We start from the raw sequence: 17,490 nt of genomic DNA on the forward strand, positions 1-17,490 counted from the left end.
TAGGCATGGTCAAATATATACTCAAACGTGTTGGCTATATGATTATTACACTTTTTATTGTAACATCGCTTACCTTTTTCCTCATGAAGCTAATTCCTGGTAGCCCTTTTAATAACTTCGAAAAGCTAACTGAAGTTCAGCGTAATATTTTGCTGGATAAATATGGCTTGAACGACCCTGTGCCTGTTCAATATGCAAACTATATGGTGAACTTGGTAAAAGGGGATTTAGGAGTTTCCTTTCAGTTTGATAATACCCCTGTGACACAACTTATTGCTAACCGTCTTGGACCTTCAGCTCAATTAGGTCTGCAAGCAATGATAGTAGGTTCAATTTTAGGTATCTTATTAGGAGTAATCGCTGCTCTTAAACAAAACACTTGGATTGACTACGGTTCTACATTTATTGCTGTTGTAGGTAAATCGATACCATCATTTATTTTTGCTGGTTTAATGCAATATTTTATTTCAGTTAAATTAGGTTGGCTTCCGGTAATGTTATGGAAAGGACCGGAATATACGATTCTTCCAACGATAGCACTTGCCATGTTCCCAATCTCAATCGCAGCCCGCTTTATGCGTACTGAAATGGTTGAAGTGTTAGGGTCTGATTATATTACTTTGGCAAGAGCTAAAGGAGCTAGCCGCTGGCAAATTAGCTTTAAGCATGCCTTAAGAAATGCATTAATTCCAGTTGTAACAGTTTTAGGGCCATTAGCAGTTAGTTTAATGACTGGTTCGCTTGTGATTGAGCAAATATTTGGTATACCTGGTATAGGTGAGCAGTTTGTAAAATCCATAAATATGAACGATTACCCGGTTATTATGGGAACAAATATTTTATTTGCTGTATTATTTATCGTAGTGATCTTGATTGTTGATATTCTTTATGGAATCATCGACCCACGAATTCGTGTATCGGGGGGGAAAACTAAATGAGCAACAAGGACATAGCAATTTCAAAGGATATGTTTGCTCCTGCCCATATTGATCCATCAAAAAGTGAAAAAATTGCGAAACAGAGTTTGAATTTCTGGCAGGATTCATGGCTAAGGGTTCGGAAAAATAAAGGTGCTGTCGTTAGCATGGTTATCCTGGTCATTTTGATTATCATGGCCTTCGTTGGACCATTAATTACTCCGTATTCCTACGATACGCAAAACACTAAACATAATAATTTACCACCTCGTATTCAAGGTTTAGAAAATGTTCATTGGCTTCCGTTTGACGGCACTCTGACTAGAAGAAATGGAACCGAATATAACGCTTATGAGGTTCGTAAAATCGATAACTATTATTGGTTTGGAACTGATAACCTTGGTCGTGACCAATTTGCACGTGTTTGGAGAGGTACTCAAGTATCGTTATTTATTGCTTTTATGGCTGCGTTAATTGATATGGTTATTGGCGTAGCGTATGGAGCAATTTCCGGTTATTTGGGCGGCCGTACTGATAGTGTCATGCAGAGGATCATCGAGGTTATTGTCGGAATACCAAACTTAATTATCGTGGTTTTGATGATTTTAGTATTAAAGCCAGGAATTATCCCGATTATTATTGCATTAACCATTACTGGTTGGACGAGTATGGCGCGTGTTGTACGTGCACAGGTATTAAAATTTAAAGGCCAAGAATTTGTTTTAGCTTCAAAAACACTAGGAGCTTCAGATGCTTCTATTATATTTAAACATATGATTCCGAATATGTTCGGTGTTATTATTATTAATACGATGTTTTCCATCCCGAATGCTATTTTCTTTGAAGCTTTTTTAAGCTTTATTGGGCTAGGATTACAGGAACCTCACGCATCTTTAGGAACATTGGTCAATACGGGTTTTAAATCGATGATTGCTTTTCCGTATCAAATGATTATTCCTTCCATTATGATTGCGTTAATCATGGTATGCTTCAACCTTGTAGCAGATGGTTTACGTGATGCGTTTGATCCAAAAATGCGTGATTAAAAGGCAGGTGGTTGTAAATGGAGAAAATATTAGAGGTTAAAGATTTAAATATTTCATTTCATACATTTTCTGGTGAGGTTAAGGCGATTCGTGGAATAAGCTTTGATTTATATAAAGGTGAAACATTAGCTATTGTAGGTGAATCAGGTTCTGGTAAATCTGTAACAACCAAATCAATTATGCGTTTACTTCCAGAGCACAACTCGGAAATTAAAGGAGGTCAAATTCTTTTCGGCGGGAAAGATTTGGCCAAGTTAAAGGATAAGGAAATGCAAAAAATTCGTGGAAAAGATATATCAATGATTTTCCAGGATCCAATGACTTCTTTAAATCCAACTATGAAAATTGGCAGCCAAATAATGGAGCCGCTTATTAAACACCAAAACATGAGCAAAAGCGCGGCTAAAGAAAGAGCGGTTGAACTGTTAAGACTAGTCGGAATTCCTAAGCCTGAGCTTCGCGTAAATCAGTATCCGCACCAATTTTCAGGCGGTATGAGACAAAGGGTTGTTATTGCCATAGCTTTGGCTTGCAATCCTAAGGTTTTGATTGCCGATGAACCGACTACAGCATTAGACGTAACAATCCAAGCCCAAATTCTGGAGCTAATGAAGGACTTACAAAAGAAAATCGATACGTCAATTATTTTCATCACTCATGACCTCGGTGTTGTGGCGAATGTTGCTGACCGTGTTGCGGTAATGTACGGCGGCAAAATCGTTGAAGTTGGAACCGCTGATGAAATTTTCTATAATCCGCAGCATCCATATACATGGGGATTGATCAGTTCCATGCCAGATATGGAAACAGATGATGAGGAATTATACTCAATCCCGGGAACACCGCCTGATTTATTAGATCCGCCTAAGGGTGATGCATTTGCGCCCCGTAACCCTTATGTGATGAAAATCGACCTAGAACAGGAGCCTCCATTCTTCAAGGTATCTGACACACATTATGCAGCCACTTGGCTGCTGCATCCGGATGCTCCAAAGGTGGAACCGCCTGAGGCTGTGAAAAGGCGTCAAGGTCAACTCCCTGGTGTAAAGGTGGGAAAATAAATGAGTGAAAGAAAAAAATTATTAGAAATAAAGAATTTAAAACAATATTTTAATGAAGGCAAACCTAACGAGGTAAAAGCGGTTGATAATGTCTCCTTTAATATTTATAAAGGAGAGGTTATGGGGCTTGTAGGTGAATCAGGCTGCGGTAAATCTACAACGGGCAGGACAATTATTCGTCTATACGATGCCACAGGAGGAGAAGTCCTTTATGATGGTGTTAATGTTCATGGAAAAAAGTCCAAGAAAGAACTTAAACAATTCAACCGTAAGATGCAAATGATTTTCCAAGATCCATATGCATCTTTGAATCCTCGCTTAAAAATAGCAGATGTTATTGCCGAGGGAATCGATATTCATGGTTTGGCTAAATCAAAACAAGAGCGAATGGAAAAGGTATATGAATTGCTCGAAACTGTTGGATTGAACAAGGAACATGCGAATCGTTATCCGCATGAATTTTCTGGCGGTCAGCGTCAGCGGATCGGGATTGCCCGTGCGCTTGCGGTTCAACCGGAGTTCATCATTGCGGATGAGCCTATTTCAGCATTGGACGTTTCAATTCAAGCGCAGGTAGTAAATCTAATGAAAAAGCTTCAGCATGAAAAAGGGTTAACTTATCTGTTCATTGCGCACGACTTGTCAATGGTTAAATACATTAGTGACCGTATTGGTGTTATGTATTTTGGTAAAATGGTAGAGCTTGCACCGTCAGATGAACTTTACCGAAATCCACTTCATCCTTATACGCAATCACTATTATCAGCGATTCCCGCTCCAGACCCAATTAGTGAGCGGGCTCGAAAACGTAAAACATATGATCCAGCAAGTCATAATTACCAGAACAATGAGTCAGTTGAGTTCCGTGAAGTTACACCAGGACACTTTGTCCTTTGTTCAGAAAAAGAATTTAAACAATACCAAGCACAATCCAAACAATAATAAAAAAAACGATCTCAGATGTCGAGATCGTTTTTTTACTGTCTAGGAAATTACAGATTAAGTCATTGTGGATAATTTATTATCAGGTATAGACTCGTCCAGCTCCAGCGCCCTAGCGGCTAGTGTCCTTCGCTCTCCTCCCTACAATAAGTCAACATCGAATCGCTTACGCTCTTCGTGTTTCCTTTATCTCAGTTGGAGAGCTCCAGGCCATACGCCGCTGAACAGGGCGCTTGTGCTTTTGTTCCTATTTTACTTTTTCTTACCGCCAACGGTTTTCCAGCCAGTTTGAAATCTGGCACTTTGGTCGACAAATTCGCTGCGGCGTTTTCCGCCAAATACCTTTTCACCAATACCGTTTGTGATGACTCCCATAAAAGCTGTAATCCCGATCACTAACAGTGCAACAACTGTTAAATCAGTTATGTACCCAGCCATGATTGTCCCTCCATTTGATGAATCAAAGAATTGATTTTATTTTATTCACTACACTTATTGTAAAAGAACTTTACGTTTAAGAAAAGAGAAAAATAAAAAACTAATGAAAAGCTATATTTAAATACTGTTAACGTTTTCATTTTGTGACTTTAATTGAGAATGGTTTTTTCAGAAAAAATCCTAGCAGACTATATGTTATTAAAAAGAGACTTAACCTAACAATGCCTTTCCCTTATAAAGTATAAACAAAGATACGAACATTTTAATATGATTAACAGTAAAACGTAAAAAAAAATAAAAAATTAAATAAATTTTTGAAACTTTTGAAGAAATCATTCGTCTAATATAATAGCGAATCTTTAATTTAGTGGGGTATTCTGAAAGTGATTATTTTTGAAAAAGGGATACCTTTTTTCAATATTGTAGTGTATAATAGGTGATATAAATTCCTTATTTATAATAATTTTAATTTTAAAATATAAACTGTTAATACATTGAGTTGTGTTAATTTCCCTTATTTCGGATTGATATATGATAGATTTGCAAATAATAGAGGAGTGTGAAACACAGATGGTAACACTATACACCTCACCGAGCTGTACATCATGTCGAAAAGCAAAGTCATGGTTAGAAGAGCATGAGATTCCATACAAGGAAAGAAATATCTTCTCTGAACCTTTATCTATGGAAGAAATCAAAGAAATTCTTCGTATGACTGAAGATGGAACAGATGAAATTATTTCAACGAGATCTAAAACCTTTCAAAAGTTAGAAGTGAATTTGGATACAATGCCTCTTCAGGATTTATTCAAATTAATTAAAGAAAACCCTGGACTGCTTCGCCGCCCAATCATCATTGATGAGAAACGTTTGCAAGTTGGCTATAATGAAGATGAAATCCGCAGATTCTTGCCTAGAAAGGTCAGAACGTATCAATTGCGTGAAGCACAGCGGATGGTAAATTAATTTTGAGTAAAGACCTTTTTTATGAAGGTCTTTTTTTCGTTTTTATTGTTTGAAATTTTTATTGAATTTTGTTATGATTAAAGGAATATCTATATTGAAAATTTTCCCTCTGAATGTTGAATGTACTACTGTTCGTATTGGTAATTGGGCGGATTTATGGATTTTGTGAATTTGCGCTTTTTTATTTCCCTTATTGGTTCATTTATCATAAAATGAATGTACGAGAGTATTTGCTTTTTTATTTAAAGTTTCATTGAATAAACTTATTTTTAGAGTGAATGATAAGGGAGTTATCTGCTTGGGGGTATTTAGTCCCTTCAATATGAACAATGGAAGGGAGAGGTTATAATGGAGATTGAACGTATCAATGAAAATACGGTTAAATTTTATATTTCATATGGTGATATAGAAGAAAGAGGCTTTGATCGGGAAGAGATTTGGTACAATCGCGAACGAAGTGAAGAACTCTTTTGGGAAATGATGGACGAAGTCCATGGAGAGGAAGAGTTTGTGGTTGAAGGTCCGTTATGGATTCAGGTTCAAGCCTTGGATAAAGGGTTAGAGGTACTAGTGACCAAAGCGCAGCTTTCTAAAGATGGCCAGAAATTTGAACTTCCTATTCCTAATGATAAAATAAAGGATTTACCAGCTGATGATAAGATTGAAGAACTTTTAGATCAGCATTTTAATCCAAATTATTCAGATGATGAGGAAGTCCTCCTTGAGGAAGATAATTTAGAGTTTATTCTTGCTTTTAAAGATTTTGAAGATGTGATCAGTTTAGCGAAACGGCCGGGTCTTGATAACTTGGTCACAACACTATATCACTTTGAAGGTAAGTATTACTTATATACTGAATTTCCGGAAGATGTTTTCGGGGAAGATGAGATTGATGATGTTTTAAGCGTATTGCTGGAATATGGGTATGAGACACAGTTAACGATTCACCGGATTCAGGAGTACGGTAAAGTAATAATTGCTGAGAATGTTTTTGAAGTTATTCGAAACCATTTCAGCTAAAAAATGTACCGATTTCACATTTGAAATCGGTATTATTTAGCTAATGAGAGATTATATGAATTTTTTCAAAATTTATATAATCTCCTTACTGATAAATTCAACTATGCCTCTGTCTTCGTCCTATCGGACTCGCCTATTGGCGAGTTTTCATTTATCAAACTTTAAATATTGGTGTTTCAAAGCAGGTGAGGACACTGAAGAATACGGTTCGGGTTATCTTATTTTTGTTGGTTCTTTCAATTCTTCTGTTCGCTTTTAAAAATCAGTTGGAGAGTGGCATTTTAGGGTTTTTAAGTGTAATGATTTCTCTTTCCGTCATTTTTATCGGTTTTGTTATATTTTTGGAAAACCGACATCCTACACAAACCATAACGTGGCTGGTTGTTCTTGGAAGCTTTCCGCTGGTGGGGTTTATTTTTTATCTTCTGTTTGGCAGGAATTATCGAAAGGAACGGATGTTTAGAAAAAAATATTTTCTTGATAAACAGGCTTTTTTAACCGTTGAGGGTGAAAATGATCCTAGAGGTGAAGAAAAGCTGCAGTTAATGGGGGAGCATCAAGGCAAATTATTTATGCTTGCTCAAAAGCTGGGGAATAGTCCAATATCTTTTGATACAGCAACCAAGGTTTTAACAAATGGTGAGGAAACCTTTTATCATATAATAGAACAGCTAAAAAGGGCGAGGCACCATATTCATCTGGAATATTATATTATTAGGCATGATCAGATTGGTCAAGAAATAAAGAATATATTAATTGAAAAAGCGAATCAAGGTGTAAAGGTTCGGTTTATGTTCGATGCCGTTGGGTCCTGGCAGCTTTCAAAAGCTTATATCAATGATTTAAAGAATGCCGGAATAGAAACTGTTCCATTTGGACCGGTAAAATTACCTTTTTTGAATAATAAGTTTAATTTCCGCAACCACAGAAAAATAATTGTCATAGACGGGAATATTGGGTTTGTCGGCGGATTAAATATTGGCGATGAATATTTGGGACGAAATAAGGATATCGGATTCTGGCGGGATACCCATTTGATGCTTCGGGGCGAAGCAGTTCGAACTCTGCAGTTGATTTTTCTTCAGGATTGGTATTATATGACGAATCATAGTTTTCTGACGGCAGAATACTTATCTCCACAAATTGACCACAAAAGCCACGGTGGAGTTCAGTTAATCGCAGGAGGTCCGGATAACGAATGGAGTGTCATCAAGAATATATTTTTCTCCATGATTGGATCGGCAAGAAAATCAGTTTGGATTGCTTCACCTTACTTTATTCCAGATGAGGATATTTTCTCCGCCATTAAAGTTGCCGCTTTAAGCGGAATTGATGTTCGGCTTCTAGTTCCAAACCGCCCGGATAAGCGGATTGTCTTTCATGCTTCAAGATCCTATTTTCCTGAGCTTTTAGAGGCAGGAGTAAAGGTGTTTGAATATGAAAGAGGGTTTATGCACAGCAAAATTGTCATTGTTGATGGGGAATTGGCCTCAATAGGAACCTCTAATATGGATATGCGAAGCTTCCATTTGAATTTTGAGGTAAATGCGTTCCTTTTCCGGACGCAAAGTACCCAAAAGCTTGTTGCAGAATACCTAAACGATTTGGAATTTGCAACACAATTAGATTTAAAAACATTCCAACAGCGGCATTTGGGGTATCGGTTGCTTGAATCCACTGCAAGACTGCTCTCACCGTTATTGTGAAAATTTTGTTAAAACTCGTCGATAACGGCGGGTTTTTATTTTTTTGTAAAGGGATCTTGGCGCGTTTAGTCGAATTTGATAAGAAAAGAAGGAGGGGGATTCTAATTGTTAACAGCCCAGACGAAAACAGGAAAACAAATTTCGCTTGGAAATTGTTACTCGAAAGAAGTACTACTAAGCCTTAGAAAAACGGAGGAGTTTATATGTCCTGTCTGTGGGGAAAACGTTTCATTAAAGCTTGGTGCACAGCGAATATTCCATTTTGCTCATAAAAAAGGAAGCACCTGCTGCGATTTATACGAATCAGAGTCCATCAATCATATTGAGGGAAAGCTTCAGCTTTATAATTGGCTATGTATGCAAAATATTCCTTGTATCCTTGAATTTTATGATCGGAGGATCCGACAGCGTCCCGATATTATGTTTGAACATAATGGTCAGAGATTTGCCCTAGAGTTTCAGTGCTCCACACTATCAGAAGGAACATTTTGGAAAAGGACAAAAAACTATCTTGAACATCATTATACACCTCTATGGATTATCTCCAGAAATCACATTCATCAAAAAAACCGCCACATCCTTTCATTTTCAAATTTTCACTACTTATTTTTACGAACGGGCATTGCAGGTCAGTTGTATATACCCTGCTATTCTCCTGAAAAGAAAGCCTTCCAATTAATTAGTTCTATTACTCCGTATTCCATTAAAAATGCTTTTGCAGAGCAATCATTCAATTCCCTTGACAGTTTACGACTTGAGGATTTACTCAATCCAAAGCCCGATATATGGAAGATTGACCTCTTAAAGTGGAAGGAAGCAGCAGAAAATTATCAAATAAGTTGGGTCCTTCATTCCGGTGCCGAAAAGAATCCCTTTCTTCAAGAAATTTATCAGCGAAATTTAAATCCCTTTTTATTGCCACCAGAAATAGGCTTGCCAGTTCCTCATACGATATACATTCAAACCTCTCCAATTGTATGGCAAACCTATTTATTCCTTGATTGTCTAGCAGCTAAAAATCCTGGAGAATTGATCTCGTATCAGGAGATTCATAACCAGGTGCAGAAAAGGATCTCCAAAAAAGATATTACTATCCGAACTTTTCCTTTACAAGAAACTATTAATCCGATGATACCGGTCATAGAATATTTCCGTAGGCTGATTGAATTGGGTGTTTTAATTCGAAAAGGCGACTGGATATGTGAAATAAACCGAAAAATAGCGATTCCTCAATCAAACCGAGAGAAGGATGAGGCAATGTCATTATTTTATCAAAATAATAAATGAAATTAGGTGACTGGACATAATATAAGAGAGGCTTTACTGCTTATAAGCGTAAAGGAGGAAAAATGAAGAAAAAATGGAATATAATAAAGTGAATTGGATTATCGAATGGAAATGGAGGCTCTACTATGACAAATGAAACGGCTGTAAAGTCACTCCCGGCAAGAAGTGAAATTCCAGTTGAAGATACGTGGAAGTTGGAGGATATTTTTGCGAGTGATGAGGAATGGGAAAAGGAATTCCAAGAGGTGAAGGCGCAAATTCCAGGAATTAAGCAGTTCGAAGGAAAATTGGGAGAAAGTGCAGAGACACTTTATAAAGCCCTTCAATTTCAGGACCAGCTTTTTGAAAGAATCGGCAAGCTCTATACATATTCACATATGAGGTATGACCAAGATACGACAAACTCTTTTTATCAAGGCTTGGATGATCGAATGAAAAATCTTTATTCTCAAGCTGCGAGCCAATTTGCTTTTATTGTTCCAGAAATTCTTGCAATTGACGAAAGTAAAGTAACTGGCTTTTTAAATGAAAAAACGGAATTAAAGCTTTATGAACATGCTCTTGAAGAAATTAATCAGCAACGGCCGCATGTATTGAGTGCGGAGCAGGAAGCACTGCTTGCTGAGGCTAGTGAAGTAATGAATGCGTCTAGTAATACATTTGGCATGCTGAATAATGCGGATTTGGAGTTCCCATCCATTAAGGATGAAAATGGCAATGAGGTTGAAATTACTCATGGCCGTTATATCCGTTTTCTTGAAAGCGAAGACCAGAGGGTAAGGCATGACGCGTTTAAAGGGGTATATCAAACATATGGTCAGTTTAAAAATACATTCGCAAGTACCTTAAGCGGTAATGTAAAAAAGGATAATTTTAATGCGCGAGTCCGGAACTTTGACTCAGCAAGACAATCAGCCCTTGCTGCTAATAATATTCCTGAAACGGTCTATGATAACTTAGTGAATACTGTTAATGAGAATCTGCATCTGCTCCACCGTTATGTAAAGCTTCGTAAACAAGTGTTAGGGGTTCAGGAGCTTCATATGTATGATTTGTACACACCACTAGTTAAAGATGTGAAAATGGAAATTAACTATGAAGAAGCAAAAGACCTTGTTATAAAAGGGCTGGCTCCGTTAGGTGATGAGTATGCTCAGATCCTAAAAGAAGGTTTTGAAAATCGGTGGGTAGATGTCCATGAGAATAAGGGCAAGCGCAGCGGGGCTTACTCCTCAGGTGCGTACGGAACGCATCCATATATCCTGATGAACTGGCAGGATAACGTAAACAACTTATTTACCTTAGCACATGAATTTGGACACTCTGTTCACAGCTATTACACAAGGAAGAATCAGCCGTTCCCATATGGAGACTATTCGATATTTGTTGCTGAAGTTGCTTCTACCTGTAATGAGGCGCTGCTGAATGACTATTTGTTAAAAACCATTGACGATGAACAAAAACGGATTTATCTTTTAAATCATTATTTGGAGGGCTTTAGGGGGACGGTATTCCGTCAGACGATGTTTGCCGAATTCGAGCATTTAATCCACCAGATGGCGCAGAATAATGAGGCATTAACGGCTGATTCATTAACAAAAACCTATTATGAATTAAATAAAAAGTACTTCGGTGAAGAGGATATTGTCATTGATGAGGAAATCGGCCTTGAATGGACCCGCATCCCGCATTTCTATTACAACTATTATGTCTACCAATATGCTACAGGTTTCAGCGCTGCAACTGCATTAAGCAAGCAGATTTTAGAGGAAGGCGAACCTGCAGTAAAACGGTATATTGAATTCCTCAGTGCGGGAAGCTCCGATTATCCAATCGAAGTGTTAAAGAAAGCCGGAGTGGATATGACAAGTTCTGAGCCAATCAAGGATGCCTGCAAGGTATTTGAAGAAAAACTAGGTGAATTAGAACAACTATTGTTAAAAAAATAAAGAATGAGGGATGGCATGGCAGCCATCCCTTTAAAATCCCTTAAATTTTTTTCTGTCATTGAGGGAGATACTGGGGATTAAGATGGAAAGAAACAATACGGGGATGCTAATTATAATCGGGAAAATTTTCAAGAGTGCCAGTACGTGTAAAAAAAAGGAAAAAACAAAGAAAAAAATCATCAGTGTAATGGAAAACTTTTTCAATTTCTTAATCCACCCCTTTTTTATTCAAAATCTTTCTTTTATATTTATGGTCTACCCTATGAATTTATGATATTTGACAATAATGTGAAATAAAGCACAAATTTATTGTCACCCTTTTTAGCCCATGCTATATTTAATACGTGAAGTTGATCACAACAAACATATACCCCTTTGTTTGACCGTGAAAAATTTCTCCCATCCCCTTTGTTCGTATTAACAGAAATGCCCTGCAGTTGATGGCTGCAGGGCATTTCTGTTATACATTCTTAAGCTACTCAATATACTTCCAAAAAGTCCCGAACTTTGCAGGGATTTGCTGCACCACCTGCTTAAGGAGCAATTTTTTCATTTCCCGTTCAATTTGCGAAATGGTCATATTATATACAAGAGCAATTTCCTTCGTGGCGACAAATTTAAAATTCTTTAAAAATGTTTCCAGTGGAGGCAGCGGAGATTTAATCGGTCTTTCTGCGAGCATTTCCTCCAGAATTTGAACATAAACCTCATATGGATATGTTCCTGTTATTTTTATTCCTTCTTCTTCAACGTTTTCATTGAAGAAGACAAGGGTAGGAATTTCGCGGACTTCCATTTCAGAAGTAATTTGCAGGTCGCACTGAAAGGCTTTTGCAGCACTCTCCGAATGCATGTCTTGAAGAAATTCTTGAATTTCAAGTCCTGCTTTATCCGCACACTCTCTTAATACTCCTAAATCTGAAATATTCCTCTTTTTCAAAAATAATACTTCTTGAATTGCGCGGAGGAAGCGTATTCCTGCACGTCTCCCTTGAAGTTCAGCTGCTTTTAGCGCGATCGATACATTATAGGGAGTATCTACAGGGTATTCAGACCCATGATTTCCTTCACAAGATATTACCGACCTGCTCGTTGTTTTCTCCACAACCTGAGCAAGGTCATTTTTTTTTCGGCTTACATTTAAATTGGTCAATTTTCCACTTAACACATGTTTAATAGAAAAGTAACGTCCATACTCAATCTGAAGCTTTTTCATGATAGGCTCAAGTGACCAGCATTCAGGACAAAGCGGATCAATAAATAAATAAATTTCTATCGGTTTTTTATCGCTGCTATTGATTGGTTGCAAAGAATTCGAGTAATCAAAATTATTCACAATGGCTCACCGGAATTTTCTTGATCATCAGGTGTATTAATCATGTGCTGGGCAGTTAGAAAAAGCCTAGAATAAAACTCATCCCTAATTGGTCCTTCTAAGCCGGTTTTATCCATTGCTTTGGTCATGCATGAAAGCCAGGCTTTGGCACGCTTTGGCGTAACCGGAAAGGGCAGATGACGGGCACGCATCATCGGGTGTCCATGTTCCTCAGTATAAAGTGGAGGGCCGCCTAAATATTGGGTTAAAAATTGCTTTTGTTTACGAGCAATTTCAGAAAAATCATTTGGGAATATAGGAGCAAGGTCAGGATGTTGTGCAACAAGGCCATAAAAATTGTCCACAAGACGATGGAGCGTTTCTTCTCCAATAACCTCAAATGGTGTTAGCTGATTTTTCATCATGTTGACAACTCCTCCTCTCGTCATTATCAAGTTTACATTCATTTTAACAATGCCTAATTTTTATCTCAAATGAATTGCTCCGGAAAAAGGATATTATTAATGTGTCCAATATGGCTTTTCTTACGAAACTAATTTATAAGTTGTATTTCTGCCTGTAAAAGCGGCGAATTTTGTTTTCTGTTTTTCTGACAGGAATTTGATAATTATTTAACAGCTGTAAAAAGACTTCCTGCCCCTCCTGAAAGTTTTCAGCCTCATATTCTAGTTCAAAGTCCTCTTGATTTAGGTAAATACTGTGGTCAAAAACAAGTACGCCTTTCTTAAATTCTGCCTCTGCACGTCTTGTTGCCAAAGCTCCGAAATAAACCAATTTACAAAAGGGGATGTCCATTTCTTCAATGATAAGCTTTATTTGACCCGAAGGAAGTCTCCCAAATTGGATTGCTTCTAGAGCTTCCTTTTCGCTAAGTATTTGATTTGTTTCAAGAAGGCCGATTTCCGCAGGCTGCTTTAACGTCATTTCCCAGCTATTTTGTTTTAAGCGAATTCTTAAAGCTGAACCCCTATCTTTTAAAGCAAAATCATTCGTATCGAAGTAATGGTTCTCCTGGGCAAAAATGTTTATTTCGTTAATTTGAAAATCATTTAATAATCTTGAGTACTCCTCTTTTGTCAGCATGTTTTTAAATTCTATTTCAATATTTTGAGACATCGTTTGTCTTCCTTTCCGATAAAATTATTTACATTATCTCATCTTCATTGAAAACTGCAATCCTTGGGAGAAATGAGGAATTATGTTAAAATAGTGGGTATGGAAGATGGAGGTAAAAGATGAAGAAGAAACTAATAGTCCAAGCAGCAAATGTAATGGAAAATGCACTTATTTTAGAAGTGTCGGAAACAATAAATGGTTTAGTTCCAGCCGAACAAATCCTAGTGGATTCTGAACATTATTCATTTATTTATCTAATGGAAGATTCAGATGACTATACATACATCGTGCTTCCGGAACCAATCTGGCCCGACATGAAAATGGCTGCCAAACTTCCGGTTTGGATTACCGACGGAAACGAAAAAATAGAACTTCTTTGTTTTAATGAAGAGTTTGATTTTATTATTAATAACATAAAAGGAAATAGCAATTACGGTAAAGAAATGGTTGAAAAAGCAGAAACAGTTTTTCATACATAATTTGTTCTTGTCGAGGTGGAGTCATGAAGCATTGGGACCAATTTTTAACCCCTTATAAGCAGGCAATTGATGAGCTCAAGATAAAATTAAAGGGAATGAGAGGTCAATTTGAACTCGATTCGACACATTCACCGATTGAATTTGTTACCGGCCGAGTTAAGCCAATTGCCAGTATTTTAGATAAAGCAAACCAAAAAGGTATACCGTTAGATAGACTTGAAGAGGAAATGCAGGATATTGCCGGCCTTCGGATAATGTGCCAGTTTGTGGAGGATATTTATCGGGTCGTTTCGTTGCTCCGAAACCGCAATGATTTTGAAATAGTGGAGGAAAGGGATTATATATCTCATGAAAAAATCAGTGGATACCGTTCCTATCACGTTGTCATTCAATATCCGGTGCAAACCATCCACGGAGAAAAGAAGATTCTAGCAGAAATACAAATTCGTACATTAGCCATGAATTTTTGGGCAACCATTGAACATTCATTAAACTATAAGTATAAAGGTGCCTTTCCAACAGATATAAAAATGCGCCTCCAGCGTGCTGCAGAGGCGGCTTTCCGTTTAGATGAGGAAATGTCACTTATTCGGGGTGAAATTAAAGAAGCACAGGCTTTTTTTACGAGAAAAAAAGAAACAGCCCAAGAAGAAAAAAAATGAGCCGTTGTTTATATAGATTATTCCAATACAAGGGGTAAAAAAGATGAAATTTGCGATAACGTCTAAAGGGGATCAAAAATCAAATATCCTAATGCATAAAATGAGGACCTATTTGCTAGATTTTGAGTTAAAATACGATGAAGACCAGCCGGATATCGTCATCTCCATAGGAGGAGACGGCACGCTCCTATATGCTTTCCACCGCTATAGCAGCCGTTTGGATAAAACAGCATTTGTTGGGATCCATACTGGTCACCTCGGTTTTTATGCGGATTGGACCCCTGAGGAAATCGAAAAGCTGGTGATTGCCATTGCAAAGACACCGTTTCAGGTTATTGAATATCCACTTTTGGAGGTCATTATTCGTTATTCCCATGCGGGGAAGGAATCCAGGTACCTAGCATTGAACGAATCTACCGTAAAAGGTGTGGAGGGAACGCTGGTCATGGATGTAGAAATACGCGGCCAACATTTTGAAAGATTTCGTGGTGATGGTCTTTGTATCTCTACCCCTTCCGGCAGCACAGCCTATAATAAAGCGCTTGGCGGAGCCATTATTCACCCTTCCATTCAAGCTCTTCAAGTTGCGGAGATGGCATCCATTAACAATAGGGTTTTCAGAACAGTGGGGTCACCGCTTATTCTGCCTGCACACCACACTTGTATGTTAAAGCCCGTAAACCGGACGGATTTTCAGATTACCATTGATCATTTAACCCTGCTCCATAAGGATGTGAAGTCAATCCAGTTCCGGGTTCCAGAGGAAAAAATCCGTTTTGCTAGGTTCCGTCCGTTTCCTTTCTGGAAAAGAGTACATGATTCATTTATTTCGGACTAAATAAAGGAAAATATTGATGACAAAAAATTTTCAACTTAAGTGGAGTATTGATGAAAATAGTGCCGGATTGCTTATTAGAGAGTTTTTAAAGATGGAAGAAATCTCTCGGACTGCTTTGACCGATATTAAATTCAAGGGCGGGAGAATCCTTGTCAACAGTGAAGATGTAAATGTTAGGTATAAGCTCGTCGAAGGGGATGCACTGACAGTTATATTCCCCTTCGAGAGCCCAAGTTTTCCGGGAGAAAATCGCCCATTGACGATTCTGTTTGAGGATGAATTTTTGCTGGTGGTAGTTAAACCTGCCGGTATGAATACAATTCCGTCAAGGGAACATCCGTCCGGGAGCCTTGCAAATGCCCTTGTAGGGTATTACGAAAAAACGGGGCTGATTGCTACAGCCCACATTGTGACTCGGTTGGACAGGGATACCTCTGGGATAGTTTTGGTAGCCAAACACCGACATGTCCATCATTTATTTAGTTTGATGCAGCGAAAATCTCAAGTGAAACGAACTTATGAAGCTTTTGCAGGTGGTATGTTGCCAGAGGATAAAGGCATGATAAACGCCCCAATCGGACGTAAAACGGAAAGCATCATCGAAAGGGAGGTTCGTGAGGATGGTCAATATGCCTGTACCCAATACCGAGTCATCTCAAGGCATAGGGAATTTACCCAGGTTGAGCTGAACCTGGAAACTGGACGGACCCATCAAATTAGGGTCCATATGTCCTATTTAGGTCATCCTCTTCTTGGAGATGATTTATACGGGGGAGACATTTCGTTAATCAAAAGGCAGGCCCTGCATTGCAAAGAAATTAGCTTTATTCATCCTTTTACAAAGCAGGAAATGTCTTTTACAGCACCGCTGCCTGAAGACATGAAGAAAATATTAGAAGCTGGCTATGATTAAAAATTGGCCAGCTATTTTGTTTTTAGTCAAATTGTTTAAATTTTTCTTTAATGTATGGCATAGTAGAGGCAATAGAGACCAGCTCCATTTCTGGATATCTTAAGGCTGTAAGTTTGCCGCCAAATACAGCCCCTGTGTCAATATTATACGTTTTATTAATAATTCTAGGCTCCTTAACAGGCGTATGTCCATAGACAATATGAGCATCCCCATGATAATGTTTAGCCCAATCTCTCCTTACAGGGGATCCATCTGGATGTTTTTCGCCTGTTATATCACCGTAAAGTACAAATGTTTTCACTTTATTATTCTGCTTGCCAATTAATTCTTGTTTAATTCCTGCGTGTGCGATTATTAATTGTTCATGGTCTAATACTAAGTACATAGGAGCCATTTCATAAAGTTTAATAAATTTTTTACGAATGGATTCTTGATCTTTTTTATATAATGATTCATATTCCGCCACGGTTGTTTCAAGTCCGTGCGAAATTTGCACCTTGTTGCCAAGGAAATAGCGATACAACTTATTGCAATGGTTACCAGGCGTATAGCAGGCAGCCTTTTGCTCGATGACCAGTTTCCATACAATCTCAATTACTTTGAGAGAATTTGGCCCTCTATCGGTTAAATCACCGACAAACCCGAGTATTCTGTTTTCTGGATGGAGTGGAATCCCGCTTTTCCAATCGTAACCTAATTTTGCGGTTAACTCCGAGAATTCTGTGAAACATCCATGGATATCACCGATAATATCTATTTTCATAATTTTTGCCCCTTTCCGTTCCTTATTTTTTGTCGGTTTGTGAGCATTTAT

Annotated in this window: 18 protein-coding genes; 13 read left to right on the forward strand and 5 right to left on the reverse strand. The window is 37.9% G+C overall.

The features are described from left to right. Positions 1-5: 5 nt before the first annotated feature. The 4 genes from opp3b to ACZ5AE_RS08335 are packed head-to-tail and all read left to right on the forward strand — an operon-like array spanning position 6 to position 3,966. The gene (opp3b, locus tag ACZ5AE_RS08320; protein WP_464571236.1) at positions 6-938 is read left to right on the forward strand and encodes an oligopeptide ABC transporter permease; all 933 of its coding nucleotides are present in this window, start codon (positions 6-8) and stop codon (positions 936-938) included. Further along, positions 935-1,963, forward strand: coding sequence for an oligopeptide ABC transporter permease (gene opp3C, locus ACZ5AE_RS08325; RefSeq protein WP_464571238.1), 1,029 nt, complete (start codon positions 935-937; stop codon positions 1,961-1,963). Before opp3b ends, opp3C begins: the two co-directional genes overlap by 4 nt. Before the next feature lie 17 nt (positions 1,964-1,980). Beyond that, a complete protein-coding gene (locus ACZ5AE_RS08330; protein ID WP_464571240.1) occupies positions 1,981-3,024 on the forward strand; it encodes an ABC transporter ATP-binding protein in 1,044 nt (347 codons plus the stop codon). Continuing rightward, positions 3,025-3,966 carry an ABC transporter ATP-binding protein gene (locus ACZ5AE_RS08335; protein WP_464571242.1) on the forward strand — a complete coding sequence of 314 codons (942 nt, stop codon included), beginning with the start codon at positions 3,025-3,027 and terminating at the stop codon, positions 3,964-3,966. A 252-nt stretch (positions 3,967-4,218) separates the two neighbouring features. On the opposite strand, the gene ACZ5AE_RS08340 is transcribed toward ACZ5AE_RS08335, so the two are convergent. Further along, positions 4,219-4,404 (reverse strand): hypothetical protein, encoded by a 186-nt coding sequence (locus tag ACZ5AE_RS08340; RefSeq protein ID WP_213116605.1) that lies wholly within the window; start codon positions 4,402-4,404, stop codon positions 4,219-4,221. 570 nt (positions 4,405-4,974) lie between these two features. Here ACZ5AE_RS08340 and spxA point away from each other — a divergent pair. The 5 genes from spxA to pepF all read left to right on the forward strand — a co-directional run bounded on the left by spxA (position 4,975) and on the right by pepF (position 11,332). After that, positions 4,975-5,370: a transcriptional regulator SpxA gene (gene spxA, locus ACZ5AE_RS08345; RefSeq protein WP_464571244.1), complete on the forward strand. Its 396-nt coding sequence runs from the start codon at positions 4,975-4,977 to the stop codon at positions 5,368-5,370. 348 nt (positions 5,371-5,718) lie between these two features. After that, on the forward strand, positions 5,719-6,390 hold the full coding sequence (gene mecA, locus ACZ5AE_RS08350; RefSeq protein WP_464571246.1) for an adaptor protein MecA: 672 nt from the start codon (positions 5,719-5,721) through the stop codon (positions 6,388-6,390). A 194-nt stretch (positions 6,391-6,584) separates the two neighbouring features. Beyond that, on the forward strand, positions 6,585-8,096 hold the full coding sequence (cls, locus tag ACZ5AE_RS08355) for a cardiolipin synthase (RefSeq protein WP_464573573.1): 1,512 nt from the start codon (positions 6,585-6,587) through the stop codon (positions 8,094-8,096). A gap of 105 nt (positions 8,097-8,201) precedes the next feature. Beyond that, positions 8,202-9,383 carry a competence protein CoiA gene (locus tag ACZ5AE_RS08360; protein ID WP_464571248.1) on the forward strand — a complete coding sequence of 394 codons (1,182 nt, stop codon included), beginning with the start codon at positions 8,202-8,204 and terminating at the stop codon, positions 9,381-9,383. Between the two features lie 125 nt (positions 9,384-9,508). Further along, positions 9,509-11,332, forward strand: a complete 1,824-nt coding sequence (pepF, locus tag ACZ5AE_RS08365) for an oligoendopeptidase F (RefSeq protein ID WP_464571250.1) — start codon at positions 9,509-9,511, stop codon at positions 11,330-11,332. A gap of 475 nt (positions 11,333-11,807) precedes the next feature. Here pepF and ACZ5AE_RS08370 read toward each other — a convergent pair whose 3' ends face one another. The 3 genes from ACZ5AE_RS08370 to ACZ5AE_RS08380 form a co-directional block, all read right to left on the reverse strand. Further along, entirely contained in the window at positions 11,808-12,668 is an 861-nt protein-coding gene (locus ACZ5AE_RS08370) for a ClpXP adapter SpxH family protein (protein WP_464571252.1), read from the reverse strand. Next, on the reverse strand, positions 12,665-13,069 hold the full coding sequence (locus ACZ5AE_RS08375) for a globin domain-containing protein (RefSeq protein ID WP_464573574.1): 405 nt from the start codon (positions 13,067-13,069) through the stop codon (positions 12,665-12,667). The genes ACZ5AE_RS08370 and ACZ5AE_RS08375 overlap by 4 nt, the downstream gene beginning before the upstream one ends. Positions 13,070-13,205: 136 nt before the next feature. Continuing rightward, positions 13,206-13,784 carry a CYTH domain-containing protein gene (locus ACZ5AE_RS08380; protein ID WP_464571254.1) on the reverse strand — a complete coding sequence of 193 codons (579 nt, stop codon included), beginning with the start codon at positions 13,782-13,784 and terminating at the stop codon, positions 13,206-13,208. 119 nt (positions 13,785-13,903) lie between these two features. Between ACZ5AE_RS08380 and ACZ5AE_RS08385 the strand changes: the two genes are divergently transcribed. From ACZ5AE_RS08385 to ACZ5AE_RS08400, 4 genes are read left to right on the forward strand one after another with little or no spacing between them, the layout of a single operon-like run. Further along, positions 13,904-14,263, forward strand: a complete 360-nt coding sequence (locus ACZ5AE_RS08385) for a UPF0738 family protein (RefSeq protein WP_464571256.1) — start codon at positions 13,904-13,906, stop codon at positions 14,261-14,263. Positions 14,264-14,286: 23 nt separating this feature from the next. After that, on the forward strand, positions 14,287-14,925 hold the full coding sequence (yjbM, locus tag ACZ5AE_RS08390; protein ID WP_464571258.1) for a GTP diphosphokinase: 639 nt from the start codon (positions 14,287-14,289) through the stop codon (positions 14,923-14,925). A gap of 43 nt (positions 14,926-14,968) precedes the next feature. After that, on the forward strand, positions 14,969-15,763 hold the full coding sequence (locus ACZ5AE_RS08395; protein ID WP_464571260.1) for an NAD kinase: 795 nt from the start codon (positions 14,969-14,971) through the stop codon (positions 15,761-15,763). Positions 15,764-15,779: 16 nt separating this feature from the next. Next, on the forward strand, positions 15,780-16,676 hold the full coding sequence (locus ACZ5AE_RS08400; protein WP_464571262.1) for an RluA family pseudouridine synthase: 897 nt from the start codon (positions 15,780-15,782) through the stop codon (positions 16,674-16,676). A gap of 22 nt (positions 16,677-16,698) precedes the next feature. Here ACZ5AE_RS08400 and prpE read toward each other — a convergent pair whose 3' ends face one another. Next, the gene (gene prpE / locus ACZ5AE_RS08405; protein ID WP_464571264.1) at positions 16,699-17,439 is read right to left on the reverse strand and encodes a bis(5'-nucleosyl)-tetraphosphatase PrpE; all 741 of its coding nucleotides are present in this window, start codon (positions 17,437-17,439) and stop codon (positions 16,699-16,701) included. Positions 17,440-17,490 lie beyond the last annotated feature (51 nt).

Source organism: Neobacillus sp. S1227 (assembly GCF_055385255.1).